Origin of the sequence: Pseudomonas sp. URIL14HWK12:I6 (genome assembly GCF_000514195.1) — a bacterium.
Taxonomy (GTDB): domain Bacteria; phylum Pseudomonadota; class Gammaproteobacteria; order Pseudomonadales; family Pseudomonadaceae; genus Aquipseudomonas; species Aquipseudomonas putida_A.
Genome location: NZ_AZVL01000024.1, coordinates 49,818 through 67,830 on the forward strand (window position 1 = coordinate 49,818; position 18,013 = coordinate 67,830).

At 60.2% G+C, this 18,013-nt stretch carries 16 protein-coding genes; 7 read left to right on the top strand and 9 right to left on the bottom strand.

Going from position 1 to position 18,013, the window contains the following annotated elements; genetic code table 11:
• Positions 1-86: 86 nt before the first annotated feature.
• The 5 genes from pyk to gcl form a co-directional block, all read right to left on the bottom strand.
• Positions 87-1,502, bottom strand: a complete 1,416-nt coding sequence (gene pyk / locus H043_RS0123650; protein WP_007961656.1) for a pyruvate kinase — start codon at positions 1,500-1,502, stop codon at positions 87-89.
• Positions 1,499-2,773 (bottom strand): glycerate kinase, encoded by a 1,275-nt coding sequence (locus tag H043_RS0123655; protein WP_027613940.1) that lies wholly within the window; start codon positions 2,771-2,773, stop codon positions 1,499-1,501. The genes pyk and H043_RS0123655 overlap by 4 nt, the downstream gene beginning before the upstream one ends.
• A 154-nt stretch (positions 2,774-2,927) precedes the next feature.
• Entirely contained in the window at positions 2,928-3,821 is an 894-nt protein-coding gene (locus H043_RS0123660) for a 2-hydroxy-3-oxopropionate reductase (protein ID WP_003222962.1), read from the bottom strand.
• A gap of 162 nt (positions 3,822-3,983) precedes the next feature.
• On the bottom strand, positions 3,984-4,766 hold the full coding sequence (gene hyi / locus H043_RS0123665; protein ID WP_027613941.1) for a hydroxypyruvate isomerase: 783 nt from the start codon (positions 4,764-4,766) through the stop codon (positions 3,984-3,986).
• A gap of 177 nt (positions 4,767-4,943) precedes the next feature.
• Positions 4,944-6,719, bottom strand: a complete 1,776-nt coding sequence (gene gcl / locus H043_RS0123670) for a glyoxylate carboligase (RefSeq protein ID WP_027613942.1) — start codon at positions 6,717-6,719, stop codon at positions 4,944-4,946.
• A 268-nt stretch (positions 6,720-6,987) separates the two neighbouring features.
• Here gcl and H043_RS0123675 point away from each other — a divergent pair, with 268 nt between their 5' ends.
• Positions 6,988-7,428, top strand: a complete 441-nt coding sequence (locus tag H043_RS0123675) for a heme-binding protein (protein ID WP_027613943.1) — start codon at positions 6,988-6,990, stop codon at positions 7,426-7,428.
• 212 nt (positions 7,429-7,640) lie between these two features.
• Complete coding sequence (locus H043_RS0123680) at positions 7,641-8,099, top strand: transposase (protein WP_027613944.1); 459 nt, start codon at positions 7,641-7,643, stop codon at positions 8,097-8,099.
• Between the two features lie 113 nt (positions 8,100-8,212).
• Here the strand turns inward: H043_RS0123680 and H043_RS0123685 are convergent, their stop codons facing one another.
• Complete coding sequence (locus tag H043_RS0123685; protein ID WP_007969638.1) at positions 8,213-8,818, bottom strand: TetR/AcrR family transcriptional regulator; 606 nt, start codon at positions 8,816-8,818, stop codon at positions 8,213-8,215.
• Between the two features lie 134 nt (positions 8,819-8,952).
• Between H043_RS0123685 and H043_RS0123690 the strand changes: the two genes are divergently transcribed.
• On the top strand, positions 8,953-9,867 hold the full coding sequence (locus H043_RS0123690) for a DUF808 domain-containing protein (protein WP_027613945.1): 915 nt from the start codon (positions 8,953-8,955) through the stop codon (positions 9,865-9,867).
• A 173-nt stretch (positions 9,868-10,040) separates the two neighbouring features.
• Here the strand turns inward: H043_RS0123690 and H043_RS0123695 are convergent, their stop codons facing one another.
• The gene (locus tag H043_RS0123695) at positions 10,041-10,829 is read right to left on the bottom strand and encodes a VacJ family lipoprotein (protein ID WP_007969640.1); all 789 of its coding nucleotides are present in this window, start codon (positions 10,827-10,829) and stop codon (positions 10,041-10,043) included.
• On the bottom strand, positions 10,822-12,120 hold the full coding sequence (locus H043_RS0123700) for a serine/threonine protein kinase (RefSeq protein WP_027613946.1): 1,299 nt from the start codon (positions 12,118-12,120) through the stop codon (positions 10,822-10,824). The genes H043_RS0123695 and H043_RS0123700 overlap by 8 nt, the downstream gene beginning before the upstream one ends.
• Before the next feature lie 223 nt (positions 12,121-12,343).
• On the opposite strand from H043_RS0123700, the gene H043_RS0123705 reads away from it, so the two are divergent.
• Complete coding sequence (locus H043_RS0123705; protein WP_027613947.1) at positions 12,344-12,712, top strand: hypothetical protein; 369 nt, start codon at positions 12,344-12,346, stop codon at positions 12,710-12,712.
• A gap of 115 nt (positions 12,713-12,827) precedes the next feature.
• Here H043_RS0123705 and H043_RS0123710 read toward each other — a convergent pair whose 3' ends face one another.
• Positions 12,828-14,423, bottom strand: coding sequence for a beta-1,6-glucan synthase (locus tag H043_RS0123710; RefSeq protein WP_027613948.1), 1,596 nt, complete (start codon positions 14,421-14,423; stop codon positions 12,828-12,830).
• A 288-nt stretch (positions 14,424-14,711) separates the two neighbouring features.
• Here H043_RS0123710 and H043_RS0123720 point away from each other — a divergent pair, with 288 nt between their 5' ends.
• The 3 genes from H043_RS0123720 to H043_RS0123730 all read left to right on the top strand — a co-directional run bounded on the left by H043_RS0123720 (position 14,712) and on the right by H043_RS0123730 (position 17,779).
• Positions 14,712-15,563 carry a glycine betaine ABC transporter substrate-binding protein gene (locus H043_RS0123720; RefSeq protein ID WP_027613949.1) on the top strand — a complete coding sequence of 284 codons (852 nt, stop codon included), beginning with the start codon at positions 14,712-14,714 and terminating at the stop codon, positions 15,561-15,563.
• 249 nt (positions 15,564-15,812) lie between these two features.
• Positions 15,813-16,124, top strand: a complete 312-nt coding sequence (locus H043_RS0123725; RefSeq protein ID WP_027613950.1) for a DUF485 domain-containing protein — start codon at positions 15,813-15,815, stop codon at positions 16,122-16,124.
• Entirely contained in the window at positions 16,121-17,779 is a 1,659-nt protein-coding gene (locus tag H043_RS0123730; RefSeq protein ID WP_027613951.1) for a cation acetate symporter, read from the top strand. Before H043_RS0123725 ends, H043_RS0123730 begins: the two co-directional genes overlap by 4 nt.
• The last annotated feature ends 234 nt before the right edge of the window (positions 17,780-18,013 follow it).

The window sequence follows — 18,013 nt, forward strand, 5'->3', positions numbered from 1 at the left end:
TTGAATCTTTGTTCAGTCATTGAGTTTGTGATGCACACAAATCAACTGTGGGAGCGAGCCTGCTCGCGAAGAGGCCGGTACAGGCGCTAAATCAATGTTTCAATCCGTAGCGAGTTAGTCGAACCAGGCTGCCCGAACGGCACCCCCGCAGTGATCAGCAGCGTATCGCCACGCTCGGCCATGCCTTGCGCCTGAGCGATTTCTAGCGCGGTCGAACACACTTCATCGACCTGACGCAGGCGATCGTTGACCACCGAATGAATACCCCACGCCACACTCAAACGTCGTGCCGTTTGCAGGTTCGGCGTCAGGTTGAGGATCGGCGCTTTCGGCCGCTCCCGCGCTGCACGCAACGTCGAAGCGCCCGATTCACTGTAGTTGACCAGCACTGCCACCGGCAGCACATTGCTGATGCGGCGGATCGCGCAACTGATGGCATCGGACACCGTCGCTTCGGCTTTCGGTCGGCTGACATCGAGTTGGGTCTGATAATCCGGGCCGTTTTCCACTTGGCGAATGATCTTGCTCATCATCTGCACCGCTTCCAGCGGGTATTCACCGGATGCGGTTTCCGCCGAAAGCATCACTGCGTCCGCGCCTTCAGCCACAGCGTTGGCCACGTCAGTGACTTCAGCACGGGTCGGTGCCGGGGAGAAGCGCATCGATTCGAGCATCTGCGTCGCCACCACCACCGGTTTGCCGAGTTCGCGGCAGGTGCTGATGATGTTCTTCTGGATCTGCGGCACGCTTTCCGCCGGCACTTCGACACCGAGATCGCCGCGAGCGACCATGATCGCGTCGCTCAGTTCGGCGATTTCGCGCAGTTGTTCAACCGCTGACGGCTTCTCGATTTTCGCCATCAGAAAGGCCTTGTCGCCGATCAGTTCGCGGGCTTCGAGAATGTCCTGCGGACGCTGCACGAACGACAGAGCCACCCAGTCCACGCCCAGCTCCAGACCGAAGCTCAGGTCGCGGCGATCCTTGGCGGTCAGCGGGCTCAAATCGAGCACCGCCTGCGGCACGTTCACGCCTTTGCGGTCCGACAGTTCGCCACCGTTGAGCACGGTGGTGTCGATCGCGTCGGAGTATTTGCTGACCACGCGCAGGCGCAGTTTGCCGTCATCCAGCAGCAGATCCATGCCCGCTTCGAGCGCGGCGATGATCTCCGGATGCGGCAGGTTCACCCGGCGTTCATCGCCGGGTGTGGCGTCCAGATCGAGGCGGAACGCCTGACCGCGATGCAGTTGCACCTTACCGTCGGCGAACTTGCCGACGCGCAGTTTCGGCCCCTGCAAATCCATCAGGATCCCCAGTGGATAGTTGAGCTGGCGCTCGACTTCGCGGATCCACTGATAGCGCTTGGCGTGGTCGGCGTGATCGCCGTGGCTGAAGTTCAGGCGGAAGATGTTGACCCCGGCCTCGACCAGTTCACGGATGTCTTCGATGCCATCGACGGCAGGCCCGAGGGTGGCGAGGATTTTGACCTTTTTATCAGGCGTCATGATTTGCAGTTCTCAAGGATCAGGATGGCGCGGAAGTCGTTGACGTTGGTGCGGGTCGGCTCGGTGACGATCAGCGCATCGAGCGCCTCGAAGTAGCCGTAACCGTTGTTGTTATCCAGCTCGTCGCTGGCGCTCAAACCGAGGGCGGCGGCGCGGGCGTAGCTGTCCGGGGTCATGATTGCGCCGGCGTTGTCTTCCGAACCGTCGATGCCGTCGGTGTCGCCGGCCAGCGCGTAGACGCCGGGCTGGCCCTTGAGGCTGTCGGTGAGGCTCAAGAGGAATTCGGCGTTGCGCCCGCCGCGGCCATTGCCGCGCACGGTCACGGTAGTTTCGCCGCCGGAAAGAATCACGCACGGCGCCGCCAACGGCTGACCATGGTTGATGATCTGCCGAGCGATGCCGGCGTGGACCTTCGCCACCTCGCGGGATTCACCTTCGAGGTCGCCGAGGATCAGTGTGCTGAAACCGGCCTGACGGCATTTCACCGCCGCTGCATCCAGCGATTGCTGCGGGCGGGCGATCAACTGGAAATGGCTGCGAGCGAGGCTCGGATCACCGGGTTTGACCGTTTCCGATTCCGGGCTTTGCAGCCAGTTGCGCACCGACGCCGGGACTTCAATGTTGTAGCGCTTGAGGATCGCCAGCGCTTCGGCCGAAGTGCTCGGGTCGGCCACGGTCGGGCCGGAGGCGATGACCGTGGCGAGGTCGCCCGGCACATCGGAAATTGCGTAGGTGTAGACGGTGGCAGGCCAGCAAGCCTTGCCGAGGCGGCCGCCCTTGATCGCCGAGAGGTGCTTGCGCACGCAGTTCATCTCGCCGATGGTCGCGCCGGATTTAAGCAGGGCTTTGTTGATCGACTGCTTGTCGGCCAGGGTGATGCCTTCGGCTGGCAGCGCGAGCAGGGCAGAACCGCCGCCGGACAGCAGGAAGATCACGCGGTCGTCTTCAGTCAGATTGCTGACCAGTTCCAGCACGCGATTGGCCACGGCCAGGCCGGCAGCGTCCGGTACCGGATGCGCGGCTTCGACCACTTCGATTTTTTCGCACGGAGCGCCGTGACCGTAACGGGTCACCACCAGACCGGATACTTCACCCTGCCAGCAGCGCTCGACCACCTGGGCCATGGCGGCTGCGGCCTTGCCGGCGCCGATGACGATCACCCGACCCGTGCGATCGGCAGGCAGATGGGCTTCGAGGACCTGGTTCGGATGGGCCGCGTCGATGGCTGTGGCAAACAGCTCGCGCAGCAGTTGTTGCGGATCGACCGACATGGCGGGCTCCCGGAATTCTTGTTATTCGAAAGGGCAACTCGGACCCCTTGTGGGAGCGAGCCTGCTCGCGAAGGCGGTGTGTCAGCCAACATCGATGTTGAATGTGCAACCGTTTTCGCGAGCAGGCTCGCTCCCACAGGGTTTTGTGCAGGCTTTATTTTTTGTCGCGAATCGAGAAGTTGGCCATGTGTTCCAGACCCTTGATCAGCGCCGAGTGGTCCCAGTTGCTGCCACCGATCGCCGCGCAGGTGCTGAACACTTGCTGGGCGTTGGCGGTGTTCGGCAGGTTGATGTTCAGCTCCTTTGCGCCTTGCAGGGCCAGGTTCAGGTCCTTCTGGTGCAGGCTGATACGGAAGCCCGGATCGAAGGTGCCTTTGATCATGCGCTCGCCGTGCACTTCGAGGATCTTCGACGAAGCGAAACCGCCCATCAGCGCTTCACGCACCTTGGCCGGATCAGCACCGTTTTTCGAAGCGAACAGCAGGGCTTCAGCCACGGCCTGAATGTTCAGCGCGACGATGATCTGGTTCGCCACTTTGGCGGTCTGACCGTCGCCGTTGCCACCGACCAGAGTGATGTTCTTGCCCATGGCCTGGAACAGCGGCAGGGCGCGTTCGAAGGCATCGGCATCGCCACCGACCATGATGCTCAGGGTCGCAGCCTTGGCGCCGACTTCCCCACCGGACACTGGCGCGTCGAGGTATTGCGCGCCTTTCTCGTTGATCTTCTTGGCGAAGGCTTTGGTGGCGGTCGGCGAGATCGAGCTCATGTCGATCACGACTTTGCCTTTGCCGATGCCGGCAGCGACGCCGTCGGCGCGGAACAGCACGTCATCGACCTGCGGGGTGTCCGGCACCATGACAATGATGAATTCAGCTTCCTGCGCCACTTCGCGCGGGTTGGCCAGGGCGACGGCGCCAGCGGCGACCAGATCGGCCGGAGCGGCGTCGTGGTGCGCCGACAGGAACAGGCTGTGACCGGCTTTCTGCAGGTTCGAAGCCATTGGGTGGCCCATGATGCCGGTGCCGATAAATCCGATTTTAGCCATGAGAAAATCCTCTTGTTTTTGTCTTGCTCAAGCGAAATAGGGGGTGTTGCTTTGGGTGGGAGCGGGCTTGCTCGCGAATGCGGTGGAACATTCAATATCCATGTTGACTGAACCACCGCATTCGCGAGCAAGCCCGCTCCCACAGGTTTTTTTGCAGTGTTCTTAAATGGCGTTGTGGGTTTTCAACCAGCCAAGACCCGCTTCAGTGGTGGTCAGCGGCTTGTATTCGCAACCCACCCAACCCTGATAACCAATGCGATCCAGGTGTTCGAACAGGAACCGGTAGTTGATTTCACCGGTGCCCGGTTCGTTGCGCCCCGGGTTGTCCGCGAGCTGCACGTGGTTGATCTCGGCCAGGTGCGATTGCAGGGTGCGAGCCAGATCGCCTTCCATGATTTGCATGTGGTAGATGTCGTATTGCAGGAACAGGTTGGCGCTGCCGACCTGCTCGCGAATCGACAGGGCTTGCGCCGTGTTGTTCAGGTAGAAGCTCGGGATGTCGCGGGTGTTGATCGCTTCCATCACCAGTTTGATACCCGCCGCTTGCAGCTTGTCGGCTGCATATTTGAGGTTGGCGACGAAGGTTTTTTCCACGGTGGCATCGTCCACGCCTTGCGGACGAATACCGGCCAAGCAGTTGACCTGGGTGTTGCCCAGCACTTGCGCGTAGGCAATCGCCAGATCGACCCCGGCGCGGAACTCTTCAACGCGATCCGGCAGACACGCGATTCCGCGCTCGCCCTTGGCCCAGTCACCGGCCGGCAGGTTGAACAGCACTTGGGTCAGACCGTTGGCATCGAGCCTGGCCTTGATTTCGGCAGAGCTGAAGTCGTACGGGAACAGGTATTCCACACCACTGAAACCGGCCTTGGCGGCGGCGTCGAAACGGGCAAGGAAATCCTGTTCGGTGAACAGCATGGACAGGTTGGCAGCGAAACGCGGCATGGTGGTCTCCTAAAACGGTTTTGACGCGGGTGGTCAGACTAAACCCAATCAGTCCCCTCTCCAGGGGGAGAGGGTTAGGGTGAGGGGGGAATCAGGGTTGGCCCCCAATTCCCCGAACGACACAAAATCGCTCCCTCACCCCAGCCCTCTCCCGGAGGGAGAGGGCGCCAGTTACGTTCAGTCGAGCAACGAAATCGCCGTTGGCGCGTCGTTGCCGACCAGTGCGAGGTCTTCGAATTCGTTGACGGCGTTGATCTCGGTCCCCATAGAGATGTTGGTCACACGCTCCAGGATGATTTCGACGATCACCGGTACCTTGAACTCTTCGATCATCTGTTCGGCCTTGCGCAGGGCAGGGGCGATTTCCGACGGTTCGAACACCCGCAGGGCTTTACAGCCGAGGCCTTCGGCGACTGCGATGTGGTCGACACCGTAACCGTTGAGTTCCGGCGCGTTCAGGTTATCGAAGGACAGCTGCACGCAGTAGTCCATTTCGAACCCGCGCTGGGCCTGACGGATCAACCCCAGGTACGAGTTGTTCACCACGACGTGGATGTAAGGCAGTTTGAACTGAGCGCCGACCGCCAACTCCTCGATCATGAACTGGAAGTCATAGTCCCCTGACAGGGCCACGACTTTCCGGCTCGGATCGGCCTTGACCACGCCCAGCGCCGCCGGAATGGTCCAGCCCAACGGGCCGGCCTGACCGCAGTTGATCCAGTGACGCGGCTTGTAGACGTGCAGGAACTGCGCGCCGGCAATCTGCGACAGACCAATGGTGCTGACGTAGCAAGTGTCCTTGCCGAACACCTGGTTCATCTCTTCGTAAACGCGCTGCGGCTTGACCGGTACGCTGTCGAAGTGGGTCTTGCGCTGCAGGCTGGCCTTGCGCTGCTGGCAATCCTGCAGCCAGGCGCTACGGTTTTTCAGCTTGCCAGCGGCTTGCCATTCACGGGCGACTTCGATGAACACGGTCAGCGCCGCAGCAGCGTCGGAGACGATGCCCAGGTCCGGGGTGAACACACGGCCGATCTGCGTGCCTTCGATGTCGACGTGAATGAACTTGCGCCCTTCGGTGTAGACATCCACCGAACCGGTGTGGCGGTTGGCCCAACGGTTGCCGATACCCAGTACCACGTCGGATTTGAGCAGCGTGGCGTTGCCGTAACGGTGCGACGTCTGCAGACCGACCATGCCGACCATCAGCGGGTGATCATCGGGAATGGTGCCCCAGCCCATCAGGGTCGGGATCACCGGAATACCGGTCAGCTCGGCGAACTCCACCAGCAGATCGCTGGCGTCGGCGTTGATGATGCCGCCACCGGCCACCAGCAATGGACGCTCGGCCTGATCAAGCAGGGCCAGCGCCTTCTCGACCTGAACGCGGGTCGCGGTTGGCTTGGCCAACGGCAGCGGCTGGTAAGCATCGATGTCGAATTCGATTTCAGCCATCTGCACGTCGAACGGCAGGTCGATCAGCACCGGGCCTGGACGACCGGAGCGCATTTCATAGAAGGCTTTCTGGAACGCGTAAGGCACCTGGCCCGGCTCAAGAACGGTGGTCGCCCACTTGGTGACGGGCTTGACGATGCTGGTGATGTCGACCGCCTGGAAGTCTTCCTTGTGCATACGGGCGCGGGGTGCCTGGCCGGTGATGCAGAGGATCGGGATCGAGTCGGCCGAGGCGCTGTAGAGCCCGGTGACCATGTCGGTACCGGCAGGGCCGGACGTACCGATGCACACGCCGATGTTGCCGGCCTTGGTGCGGGTGTAACCCTCGGCCATGTGTGACGCGCCTTCGACGTGGCGAGCGAGGACGTGATCGATGCCACCGACTTTCTGCAGGGCGGAGTACAGCGGGTTGATCGCAGCACCCGGAATGCCAAAAGCGGTATCAACCCCTTCACGGCGCATCACCAGAACGGCGGCTTCGATTGCTCTCATTTTGCTCATGGTTTTGTGCCTCTTTACGTTTTGTAATTGTATACAAGTGGCTTTGCGCAGAGTGTATTCACGGCGGACGGCGCAGGTCAATCCATTTTCTCAAGCGTCTGTTTCATTCGTCGGAAGCCGGTTTTGCTGTGGCTTTTCGTCGCATGTGGCGCCTTTCGAAAATTATTGTATACAAAAAAATAATTCATTGTGTTCTATTTGTGGCATCGGTCTGCGGCACTTGAGCGCAGCCCCACGACTTTCCCAATAACAAAATGAGGACGGCACCATGAGCGCTTTAACCTTGAAAGTCGCAGTCAACCTGGTCAACGAAGCCATCAGCACCGGGCGCGGGATCAACGCCGCGCCGCTGACCATCGCGGTACTCGATACCGGCGGCCACCTGATCACCCTGCAACGCGAAGACGGCGCCAGCCTGCTGCGCCCGAATATCGCCATCGGCAAAGCCTGGGGCGCCATCGCCCTGGGCAAGGGCTCACGCCTGCTGGCGCTGGACGCCCAACAACGCCCGGCCTTCATCGCCGCACTCAACAGCATGGGCCAGGGCAGCGTCGTCCCGGCTCCGGGCGGGGTGTTGATCCGTGATCAGGCGGGGAATGTGCTGGGGGCGATCGGGATTAGCGGCGATCTGTCGGATATTGATGAGCAGGTGGCGATTAAAGCGGTGGAGGCGCTGGATTTGAGGGCGGATGCGGGGGTGGCGGCTTAATCCCTAGCGCCTGATTAATCGCCTTCGCGAGCAGGCTCACTCCCACATTGGATTTGTGTTTAGACACAAAATGTCTGAATACCCGAGTCCCCTGTGGGAGCGAGCCTGCTCGCGAAGGCGATCTTCCGTACACATCTTGCTAAAAGTCTGACGCTTGCTCGGAAATTCACTGAACTAGCCTTTTCATCATCAGGACATGAAAAGGCAAAGGAATGCTGGATCTATCTGCTTCAAATCGTTTGCGCATTGGTCGCTACTCCGAACAAAACCGCATCTACCTACTGACTACCAATACGGCGCGAAGGCAGCCTGTTTTCAGCGACATTGAACTGGGTCGATTGGTCGCCAGCCAATTTCGCGTCGCAGAGGCGATGGGGTTTGCCAATTCGTTGGCTTGGGTCGTCATGCCAGATCATTTTCATTGGCTGATTGAATTGAAGCGTGGTTCGCTCAGCGAGTTGATGCAGCGTACAAAATCCCTCAGCACCAAAGCCGTGAATCTCTCGACGGGTCGAAAGACCAGTCTTTGGCAATCTGGCTTTCATGATCGTGCATTGCGCAGAGAAGAAGATTTGGTGAAGTTGGCTCGGTATATCGTGGCCAACCCGTTGCGGGCTGGTCTAGTGCAGAAGCTTGGCGACTATCCGCTGTGGGATGCGATTTGGGGTTGAGCTGATATCGAGTTGCTGCCATTCGCGAGCAGGCTCGCTCCCACATTGGATATTCGCCGGTTATAAATCTCTTGTGGGAGCGAGCCTGCTCGCGAAGCGTTCAACGCGGTCTATCAGTCCGGCTCACACCCTTTCAACACCAGCCGAATGATCGTCTGCGCCGCCGCCTCGTAATCCGCCTCGTCGAGCTTGTCCTTGCCGGTGACCGCAGAGATCTGCCAGTCGAAATCGGCGTAGGTCTGGGTCGCGGCCCAGATGCTGAACATCAGGTGGTTGGGGTCGATCGGGGCGATCTGGCCGCGGTCGATCCAGCTCTGGATGCAGTCGATGTTGTGCTTGGCCTGGCTGTTGAGCTGCTCGACCAGGTCGGCGCTCAGGTGCGGAGCGCCGTGCATGATTTCGCTGGCGAACACCTTGGAGGCGAAGGGCAGGTCGCGGGAGATGCGGATCTTCGAGCGGATGTAGCCGCTGAGCACTTCGCTCGGTACGCCGTCCGGGTTGAACGGGGTCGAAGCCTGCAGGATCGGCACGATGATGCTTTCCAGGACCTCGCGGTAGAGGTTTTCCTTGGATTTGAAGTAGTAGTAGACGTTGGGCTTGGGCAATCCTGCCTTGGCGGCGATGTCGCTGGTTTTGGTCGCAGCGAAGCCCTTGTCGGCAAATTCCTCACTGGCGGCACGCAGGATCAGTTCTTTGTTGCGCTCGCGGATTGTGCTCATAAACCCGGTGGTTCCTTGCCTGTTCTGGCGGTTGCGCATGGTAGCACCGGCCTCGCGCACGGCTCAAGAATGCCCCGTGTGGCCTGCAGTCGCGGTATGCTGCGCGACATTATTCACATAAGGAAACAAGATTCATGGCAGGAAGCAGTTTGCTGGTGCTGATCGACGATATTGCCACCGTTCTGGATGATGTGGCGTTGATGAGCAAAATGGCCGCGAAGAAGACCGCCGGCGTACTCGGCGACGATCTGGCGCTCAATGCCCAGCAAGTCTCCGGGGTGCGCGCCGAGCGGGAAATTCCTGTGGTCTGGGCGGTCGCCAAGGGCTCGTTCCTCAACAAGCTGATTCTGGTGCCCTCGGCGCTGGCGATCAGTGCATTCGTGCCGTGGCTGGTGACGCCGCTGCTGATGGTCGGTGGCGCGTACCTGTGTTTCGAAGGTTTCGAGAAACTCGCGCACAAGTTCCTGCACAGCAAGGCCGAAGTTGATGCCGACCACGCGCAATTGAGCGCGGCGGTGGCCGAGCCGACCACCGATCTGGTGGCTTACGAGAAGGACAAGATCAAAGGCGCGATCCGCACTGACTTCATCCTCTCGGCGGAAATCATCGCCATTACCCTTGGTACCGTGGCCGACGCATCGCTGAGCCAGCAAGTGATCGTCATGTCCGGCATCGCTATCGTCATGACCGTCGGTGTTTATGGCCTGGTGGCCGGCATCGTCAAACTCGACGATCTGGGCCTGTGGCTGACCCAGAAATCGGGTACGGCAGCAAAAAACATCGGCAATGCAATCCTGCGCGCCGCCCCGTACATGATGAAAGGCCTGTCGGTGATCGGCACGGCGGCAATGTTCCTCGTCGGTGGCGGCATCCTCACCCACGGCATTCCCGTGGTGCATCACTGGATTGAAAGTGTCGGTGTGGCGGCCGGTAGCGCCGGGTTCGCAGTCCCTGTGCTGCTCAATGGCGTGGCGGGGATCATCGCGGGCGCGGCAGTGCTGGCGGTGGTTTCGGTGGTCGGCAAAATCTGGCGCGCAATCAAAGGCTGAACACAATAACCCTGTGGGAGCGAGCCTGCTCGCGAAGGCGTCGAGTCAGCCACCCCCTTCGGGTCTGAGACACCGCATTCGCGAGCAGGCTCGCTCCCACATTGGATTTCAGTGATCCATGAAAAAGGGCCATTCGACTCGCATCGAATGGCCCTTTTTTGTTGTCGCCGAGGTTACTCGGCGATCTGCAGCTTGCGCGACTCGGTGTAGACGTAACGCACTTTCTCGTACTCGAACGGCGAGTTCATCTGACCGTAGCGGAAGTTGGTCTGGTAGCGCTTGTCGACCGCACGCAGGGCCCAGATTTCCGGGTGGTTGGAGCTGACTTCCGACACGTTCAGGTAGTTGATCGCCGATTCGGCGGTGTAGTCCACGGCGAGGCCGGCGGTGTCGCGAATGTTCGACGGGCCGAGGATCGGCAACACGAAGTAGGCACCGCCCGGTACGCCGTAGAAGCCCAGGGTCTGACCGAAGTCTTCGCTCTGGCGCGGCAGGCCCATGGCGGTGGCCGGATCCCACAGACCGGCAATGCCAATAGTGGTGTTGAGCAACAGGCGCGCGGTGGTTTCCATCGAGCGCTTGCCCTTGAACTGCAGCAGGCTGTTGACCAGGTTCGGCACGTCACCAAGGTTGTTGAAGAAGTTACTCACCCCGGTGCGCAGGAAGCTTGGCGTCACGTAGCGATAGCCGTCGACCACCGGCAGGAACACCCATTGGTCGAAGCGGTAGTTGAAGTGGTAGACGCGGCGGTTCCACGACTCCAGCGGGTCATAGACGTTGAGTGCGTTGAGCGTCGAGCGCTCGAACTCACGCTGGTCCAGCCCCGGGTTGAACTTGAGTTTGGACAGCGGCTCCTTGAAGCCATCGCTGTCGACCACCACCGGCGCGTTGGCTTTGCTGTTGTCGGCCTGGGCCACGCCTGCACTGAGGAGCGCTGCAATCAGCAGGAGATATTTAGCCACGGAAAAACTCCAGCATGGCGTCGCTGTTGACGCGGTAGTTAAGGTTGCCGCAATGGCCGCCCAGTGGGTAAACGGTCAGGCGATCGCCAAAGGTCTTGCGCAGGAAACCGAGGTCGCCCGGGCCGAGGATCACGTCATCAGCATTGTGCATGACGGCGATTTTCGGGCTGTCGTGCAGGTAATCCTTGAGTGCGTACAGGCTGACCTGATCGATCAGTTGCAGCAGGCTGCCGCCGTCAGTGCGCGCGCGCCACATCGGAATCACTTGTTCGGTCAGGTAGCAGTCGAAGTCGCATTGCAGCGCACGCTTGAGGAACGGCGTGAGGCTGGTGCCTTCGGTGATGGGGAATTTCGGCGGGGTGATCAGGCCACGACGGTTGATCAGGTCGGAGGTGAAGGCAATGTCGGCCGCCGAGAAACGGAACGAGGTGCCGATCAGCATCGCCATCTGTTCGTTGGTCAGGTGCTGCTTGGACTGCTGGAAGTCGTAGAGCAGGGCGTCATTGAGGTCGATGTAGCCTTTCTGCTGGAAGTAGCGGGTCAGCTTGTTCAGCACCAGTTCATAAAAAGTGGTGCTGTTGTTGATGCCCTTCACTTCGGTCTGTACCAGCTTGTCGAGGTTGCTGATCGAGGTGTAGAGGTTGACCGGCGGGTTGAGCAGCAGGACTTTCTTGAAGTTGAAGCTGCGTCGGGTCTCGTCCAGGTGTGCGACGAACGCGGCATCCAGCGCGCCGAGGCTGTAGCCGCTGAGGTAGTACTCGGTGACCGGCAGTTTCGGATGCTGCGCACGCACGGCCTGCATCACCCGGTACATGTCTTCGGCGTCTTCCTTGGTGATGCCCGGGGTGGCGAAGCGTGAAGCGGCGCTGATGAAGTCGAAGCTGGTGGGCGACGACAGCTGCACGACGTGGTAGCCGGCCTTGTAGTAGAGCTTCTTCAGGTACTCGTTGAGCGTGCTGTCATAGCGCGCGCCGGTACCGGCGATCAGGAAGATCAGCGGCGCCGGTTTGTCCTGCTCGGCGATGCGGTAGGTGAGTTTTTTCACCGCCCAGAAATTGTCCGGGAGGATGAAGGCCCGTTCCGGGCGCAGGGTGATGCTGTGGTCGGACTGATTGATCTCGTCGTTCGACGGCAACTCCGGGCGCAGGTCCGGTGGCGTGGTGGCGATGGTCGCCTCGAACGGGTTGGTCAGGGGATAGCCATAACTGGCGGCATCGATATCCACCGCCAGTGCGGACGCACTCAGAATAAGGCCGCTGAACAGCGCGGCGAAGCGCAAGGAACGGAGCATGACTGGATCCCTTAAAGGAAGGTGCCGAATGAAGTTCGCAGGCTATGACCACCGGGCTTGCGCCAAAGTGCCATGCCTCGGCACCAAACAGGCAGAATTCGGAGTAATAGTAGCTGGACGATACACTTTGCAAGGCGCGGATGACCAGTTAACAGTTGTTAGTACTTGCCAACGGTACAAGGGCGATTAAGCTGGCCGCCGATTTCGTTGATTGGAGAGTTTCATGTCCCGCCGCTTGCCCGTGATTCTGTTGCTCGTGCTGTTGCCGCTGTGGCTGGCCGCCAGTTATGGCGCGCGTTATGGCTTCATGGAGGACGGACGGTGGGTTGGCATCTGCGTCGATGAAGCGAGCCGTTGGGAATGCTCGGTGCGTTCGAACCTGGGGCTGATGATCCACTTCAAGGTGTTGGGCTGGACGGCGTTGGGCGCGGCGCTGCTCGGTTTTGTGCTGCCGGGGCGGGCAGGGTGGTGGCTGGCGGTGCTGGCGTTGGTGTTCGGGCTGCCGGCGCTGGCGTTGTACAACACGACGTTGGCGGTGTTTGCGCTGGTGATTGGCGGATTGCGGTTGGTCCGGGCATCCCGTAGCGCCTAAGAGTCAGCCTTCGCGAGCAAGCCCGCTCCCACATTCGATTGCATTCCAACTGGAGGAACCCGATTAAATGTGGGAGCGGGCTTGCTCGCGAAGGGGCCAGACTGGCCTCGGGAGATCAGCCTTTGCGAACCCGCAGGCAGCGCCACAGCGCCGCCACCATCAACCCACTGACCAGCGCCCAGCCCCACGCCTGCTGATTCAACAGTCCTTCTTCATACAGCTGCGGCGCAATGCCGGCGCCGATGATAAAGGTCAGCAGGGCGATTTCCCGGCGTGGCACGCTGACCGGACGGCACACGAAAACCAGCGCCGGCAGAATGAACGCCATGCTGGCGAAACTGCGATAACGCGCGTCGAACACCATCTCCAGCATCATCACCGCCGCCGCAAAACCGGCCACGGCAACCAGCCATCCAGCACGCCGTTCCAGCAGATGGAACGCCCGTTCACGCCAACCCTGACGGTTGCTCAAGGTCAGCGCGGCATGCGCCAGCACCAACAGATTCAACGCTGTCAGCAAGCCAACCCACAGCCATTCGCTGGCAAACCGCGTGGTCACTCGCGCCAGATCGCCCCAGGCGCCGATAGAGCAGGCTGCAACGGCCGCAAGCAGGGGCAGAACCAACGCCGATTGCGTGGTGCGAACCCGGCCGCCGAGTAGCAGCGTGCCGAGGAAAATCAGCCCACCGACGCCCAGCCATTCCTTCCAGTACGGCACATTGGTCACTGGCCCGGCGAGCACGCCCTTGTCCTGGCGATCGGCGTCGAACAGGCCCCAGTAACCGCCGACCGCACCTTCGCTGCCCCGTTTCCATGGCTGGTCGAACGCTTCGATCAGGTTGTAATGCCAGCCTTCCTTCTCGGCCATCGCGACAAAACCGCGAATGAACTTCGCCTCATTGACCCGACTCGGCAGGGCGGTCTCACGCTGGCGGCCTTCGCTGGGCCAGCCGGTCTCGCCGATCATCACGTCTTTGGGCGCGAATTTGTTGCCGAACACCTGACGCACATCCGCCACATGTTGCAGAGCGACGTCAATGTTCGACGGATCATCTTCCCAGTACGGCAGCAAGTGAATGGTCAGGAAATCCACCGCCGGCGCGACTTCCGGGTGCTTGAGCCAGAACTCCCAGACATCGGCATAAGTGACCGGTTGCTTGACCTGGCTTTTGACCTTGTTGATCAGCTTCGCCAGTTGCGCGCCGGTGACTTCCTTGCGCAGCAACGCTTCGTTGCCGACGATCACCGCGCTGACCACATCCGGGTTGGCGTTGGCCGAAGCAATCAGCAGGTCGACTTCTTTCTCGGTGTCCACCGGGTTGCTGTTGACCCAGGCGCCGATCATCAACTTCAGACCGTGCTTGCGCGCCAGTTGCGGCAGGGCTTCGAGGCCGGTCATCGAGTAGGTGCGGATGCATTCGAAGCGCGTCGCCAGCAGGGCGAGGTCGGCGTCCATGCGCTCCGGGCGCAGCTTGAACGGCACGTCAAACGGCGATTGATCTTTGTCGAACGGCGTGTAAGAGGCGCATTGCAACTTGTGCGTCTGGGTCGCAGCGTCCGGCAGAATCACCGGTTTGCCGAGGCCGTACCAGAAACCGCCAAGGGCAAAAAGGCCGAGCAGGCAGGCGAAGAGATAAGGAACAAACGGGAAGCGGGAAGTCGCGGACATGGTCAGGCCGAGTGGCTGCAAAGCGACGCATGTTACCTGCATTTATCCGTGGGTTGGTGGCCTGCATGATTTGCACATGCAAAGTTCGGGCGGATTGTCTGGCGCCAATTATTCAGAGGCGATTAATGGCCTTCTGATGTCGTTTCTCGCTGTATTGAGGTCGCTGACAGAGCAGGTCGCTACGGGCGTCAGGCCGATGATCGAAAGCGTCAGTACTCCGCTGGCATTCGAGCAAGTTTGCGGTCAGGCGTGATGGGGGCGCTGTGCACCATAACAATACGTTGACGATGCCCGGCATCCGTCGGGCGCAGCATTTCGGGGAAGTAAACGATGAAGATGCGACGACTTTTAGGCGCAGGTGCCGCTCTGGTACTTGCGATGAGTTCCACATTCGCCAGCGCTGAAAAACAGACCCTGAACATTGGTTACGTTGACGGCTGGTCCGACAGCGTCGCGACCACCCACGTGGCGGCCGAAGTGATCAAGCAGAAACTCGGTTACGACGTGAAGCTGCAGGCCGTCGCCACCGGGATCATGTGGCAGGGCGTGGCCACCGGCAAACTCGACGCGATGCTCTCGGCATGGCTGCCGGTGACCCACGGCGATTACTGGACGAAGAACAAGGATCTGGTCGTCGATTACGGCCCGAACTTCAAGGACGCGAAAATCGGCCTGATCGTGCCGGAGTACGTCAAGGCCAAATCGATCGAAGACCTCAAGACCGATGACACCTTCAAGAACCGCATCGTCGGCATCGACGCCGGTTCAGGCGTGATGCTCAAAACCGATCAGGCGATCAAGGATTACGGCCTCGACAAATATACGCTCAAGGCCAGTTCCGGCGCCGGCATGATTGCCGAGCTGACCCGTGCGGAGAAGAAGAACGAATCGATTGCCGTCACCGGTTGGGTGCCGCACTGGATGTTCGCCAAGTGGAAACTGCGCTTCCTCGACGACCCGAAAGGTGTGTATGGCGCGGCTGAAACCGTGAACAGCATCGGCAGCAAAGAACTCGCGACCAAGGCTCCGGAAGTCGCCAAGTTCTTGAAAAACTTCCAGTGGGCGTCGAAAGACGAGATCGGCGAAGTCATGCTGGCCATCCAGGACGGCGCCAAGCCTGAGGCGGCGGCCAAGGATTGGGTCGCCAAGCACCCGGATCGCGTGGCTGACTGGACCAAATAACCCAAAATCGCTTCGGTTCACCGCACATCCTGTGGGAGCGGGCTTGCCCGCGATAGCGGTCTGTCAGTCAACTGATTAGTTGGCTGATACGACGCCATCGCTGGCAAGCCAGCTCCCACATTTTTTTTGTGTGCTGAAAATTGGCGAAAACGTCATGTCGTTCTAATACTAAGGTCGTCTGGAACCCGTTCCGCAGCCGCATACAGTGGATACGTTCCAACAATAATCTGTGCTGCGAGGATAAAAACAATGAACGACAGCATTTACCTCTCGATTCAAAACAGCCCGCGCTTCAAGGAGCTGGTGCGAAAAAGAGAAAAGTTCGCCTGGATACTCTCGGCGATCATGCTCGGGCTGTACTCCGGATTCATCCTGCTGATCGCATACGGGCCGCAAGTGCTCGGGGCGAAACTCAGTCCCGGGTCGTCGATTACCTGGGGTATTCCGATTGGTGTCGGTCTGATTGTCTCGGCCTTCATCCTGACCGCGATCTACGTACGGCGCGCCAATGGCGAGTTTGACGACCTGAACAATGCGATTCTCAAGGAGGCTCAGCAATGATCCGGCGTCTACTGGCTCTTTTGAGCATCGCAGCGTTCGCGCCAGCCGTCTGGGCCGCTGACGCCTTGACCGGCGAAGTCCACAAACAACCGCTCAACGTTTCCGCGATCGCCATGTTCGTGGTGTTCGTCGGCGCCACCTTGTGCATCACCTACTGGGCGTCCAAGCGCAACAAATCGGCCGCCGACTACTATGCAGCGGGCGGCAAGATCACCGGGTTCCAGAACGGTCTGGCGATTGCCGGTGACTACATGTCGGCGGCGTCCTTCCTGGGGATTTCCGCGCTGGTGTTCACCTCCGGCTACGACGGCCTGATCTACTCGATCGGCTTTCTGGTGGGCTGGCCGATCATTCTGTTCCTGATCGCCGAGCGTCTGCGTAACCTGGGCAAATACACCTTTGCCGACGTGGCGTCCTACCGCCTCGGGCAAACCCAGATCCGCACTCTGTCCGCCTGCGGTTCGCTGGTGGTGGTAGCGTTCTACCTGATCGCGCAAATGGTGGGTGCCGGCAAGCTGATCCAGCTGCTGTTCGGTCTCGACTACTACGTCGCGGTGATTCTGGTCGGTATCCTGATGTGCATGTACGTGCTGTTCGGCGGCATGCTAGCGACCACCTGGGTGCAGATCATCAAGGCGGTGCTGTTGCTGTCCGGTGCCTCGTTCATGGCGCTGATGGTGATGAAGCACGTCAACTTCGACTTCAACATGCTGTTCTCCGAGGCGATCAAGGTTCACCCGAAAGGTGAGGCGATCATGAGCCCGGGCGGTTTGGTGAAAGATCCGATTTCGGCGTTCTCCCTCGGTCTGGCCCTGATGTTCGGTACTGCCGGCCTGCCACACATCCTGATGCGCTTCTTCACCGTGAGTGATGCGAAAGAAGCGCGCAAGAGCGTGCTGTACGCCACCGGCTTCATTGGCTACTTCTACATCCTGACCTTCATCATCGGCTTCGGCGCGATCCTGCTGGTCAGCACCAACCCGGCTTTCAAGGACGCGGCGGGCGCTCTGCTCGGCGGCAACAACATGGCGGCGGTGCACCTGGCTGACGCGGTGGGTGGCAGCATCTTCCTCGGCTTCATCTCGGCGGTGGCGTTCGCGACCATTCTGGCGGTGGTGGCCGGTCTGACCCTGGCCGGTGCTTCGGCGGTGTCGCACGACCTGTATGCCAGCGTGATCAAGAAGGGCAAGGCCAACGACAAGGATGAGATTCGCGTGTCGAAGATCACCACCATCGCCCTGGGCGTGCTGGCGATCGGTCTGGGCATCCTGTTCGAAAGCCAGAACATCGCGTTCATGGTCGGCCTGGCGTTCTCCATCGCGGCGAGCTGCAACTTCCCGGTGCTGTTGCTTTCGATGTACTGGAAGAAGCTGACCACCCGCGGCGCGATGGTCGGTGGCTGGTTGGGGCTGGTGAGTGCGGTGGGGCTGATGATCCTTGGCCCGACCATCTGGGTGCAGATTCTGCATCATGAGAAGGCGATCTTCCCTTACGAGTACCCGGCGCTGTTCTCGATGGTGATCGCGTTCATCGGGATCTGGTTCTTCTCGATCACTGACAAGTCGGCGGCGGCCGAGAACGAGCGGGCGCTGTTCTTCCCGCAGTTTGTGCGTTCGCAGACTGGCCTTGGGGCGAGCGGGGCGGTTTCGCACTAAGCTCTGGTTACGTGGTTTGAGTGAAATGCCCTGGTTGAGAGATCGGGGCATTTTTTTTGTGGGCGGTTATCGGACTTGGGTCTTCGTGTTTGGTGTTTATGAGTACATATCCGTTGCTGCGGTAACGGCGGCTTAGGGTTCCGCCCTTACGGCGGGTCACTTTTGGCAAACGCCCGGAATGCCGGCCCAGCCAAAAGTAACCAAAAGGTCTATGCCCTGACGTTCGGCCCTCGC

What these genes read in the sequence shown, in the direction of transcription:
- H043_RS0123705 (WP_027613947.1), top strand. Translation starts at nt 12,344, where the DNA reads ATGTCCCGCCGCTTGCCCGTGATTCTGTTGCTCGTGCTGTTGCCGCTG.
- H043_RS0123675 (WP_027613943.1), top strand. Translation starts at nt 6,988, where the DNA reads ATGAGCGCTTTAACCTTGAAAGTCGCAGTCAACCTGGTCAACGAAGCC.
- H043_RS0123700 (WP_027613946.1), bottom strand. Translation starts at nt 12,120, where the DNA reads ATGCTCCGTTCCTTGCGCTTCGCCGCGCTGTTCAGCGGCCTTATTCTG.
- H043_RS0123725 (WP_027613950.1), top strand. Translation starts at nt 15,813, where the DNA reads ATGAACGACAGCATTTACCTCTCGATTCAAAACAGCCCGCGCTTCAAG.
- H043_RS0123685 (WP_007969638.1), bottom strand. Translation starts at nt 8,818, where the DNA reads ATGAGCACAATCCGCGAGCGCAACAAAGAACTGATCCTGCGTGCCGCC.
- H043_RS0123720 (WP_027613949.1), top strand. Translation starts at nt 14,712, where the DNA reads ATGAAGATGCGACGACTTTTAGGCGCAGGTGCCGCTCTGGTACTTGCG.
- H043_RS0123655 (WP_027613940.1), bottom strand. Translation starts at nt 2,773, where the DNA reads ATGTCGGTCGATCCGCAACAACTGCTGCGCGAGCTGTTTGCCACAGCC.
- hyi (WP_027613941.1), bottom strand. Translation starts at nt 4,766, where the DNA reads ATGCCGCGTTTCGCTGCCAACCTGTCCATGCTGTTCACCGAACAGGAT.
- H043_RS0123660 (WP_003222962.1), bottom strand. Translation starts at nt 3,821, where the DNA reads ATGGCTAAAATCGGATTTATCGGCACCGGCATCATGGGCCACCCAATG.
- H043_RS0123680 (WP_027613944.1), top strand. Translation starts at nt 7,641, where the DNA reads ATGCTGGATCTATCTGCTTCAAATCGTTTGCGCATTGGTCGCTACTCC.
- pyk (WP_007961656.1), bottom strand. Translation starts at nt 1,502, where the DNA reads ATGACGCCTGATAAAAAGGTCAAAATCCTCGCCACCCTCGGGCCTGCC.
- H043_RS0123730 (WP_027613951.1), top strand. Translation starts at nt 16,121, where the DNA reads ATGATCCGGCGTCTACTGGCTCTTTTGAGCATCGCAGCGTTCGCGCCA.
- H043_RS0123710 (WP_027613948.1), bottom strand. Translation starts at nt 14,423, where the DNA reads ATGCAGGTAACATGCGTCGCTTTGCAGCCACTCGGCCTGACCATGTCC.
- H043_RS0123690 (WP_027613945.1), top strand. Translation starts at nt 8,953, where the DNA reads ATGGCAGGAAGCAGTTTGCTGGTGCTGATCGACGATATTGCCACCGTT.
- gcl (WP_027613942.1), bottom strand. Translation starts at nt 6,719, where the DNA reads ATGAGCAAAATGAGAGCAATCGAAGCCGCCGTTCTGGTGATGCGCCGT.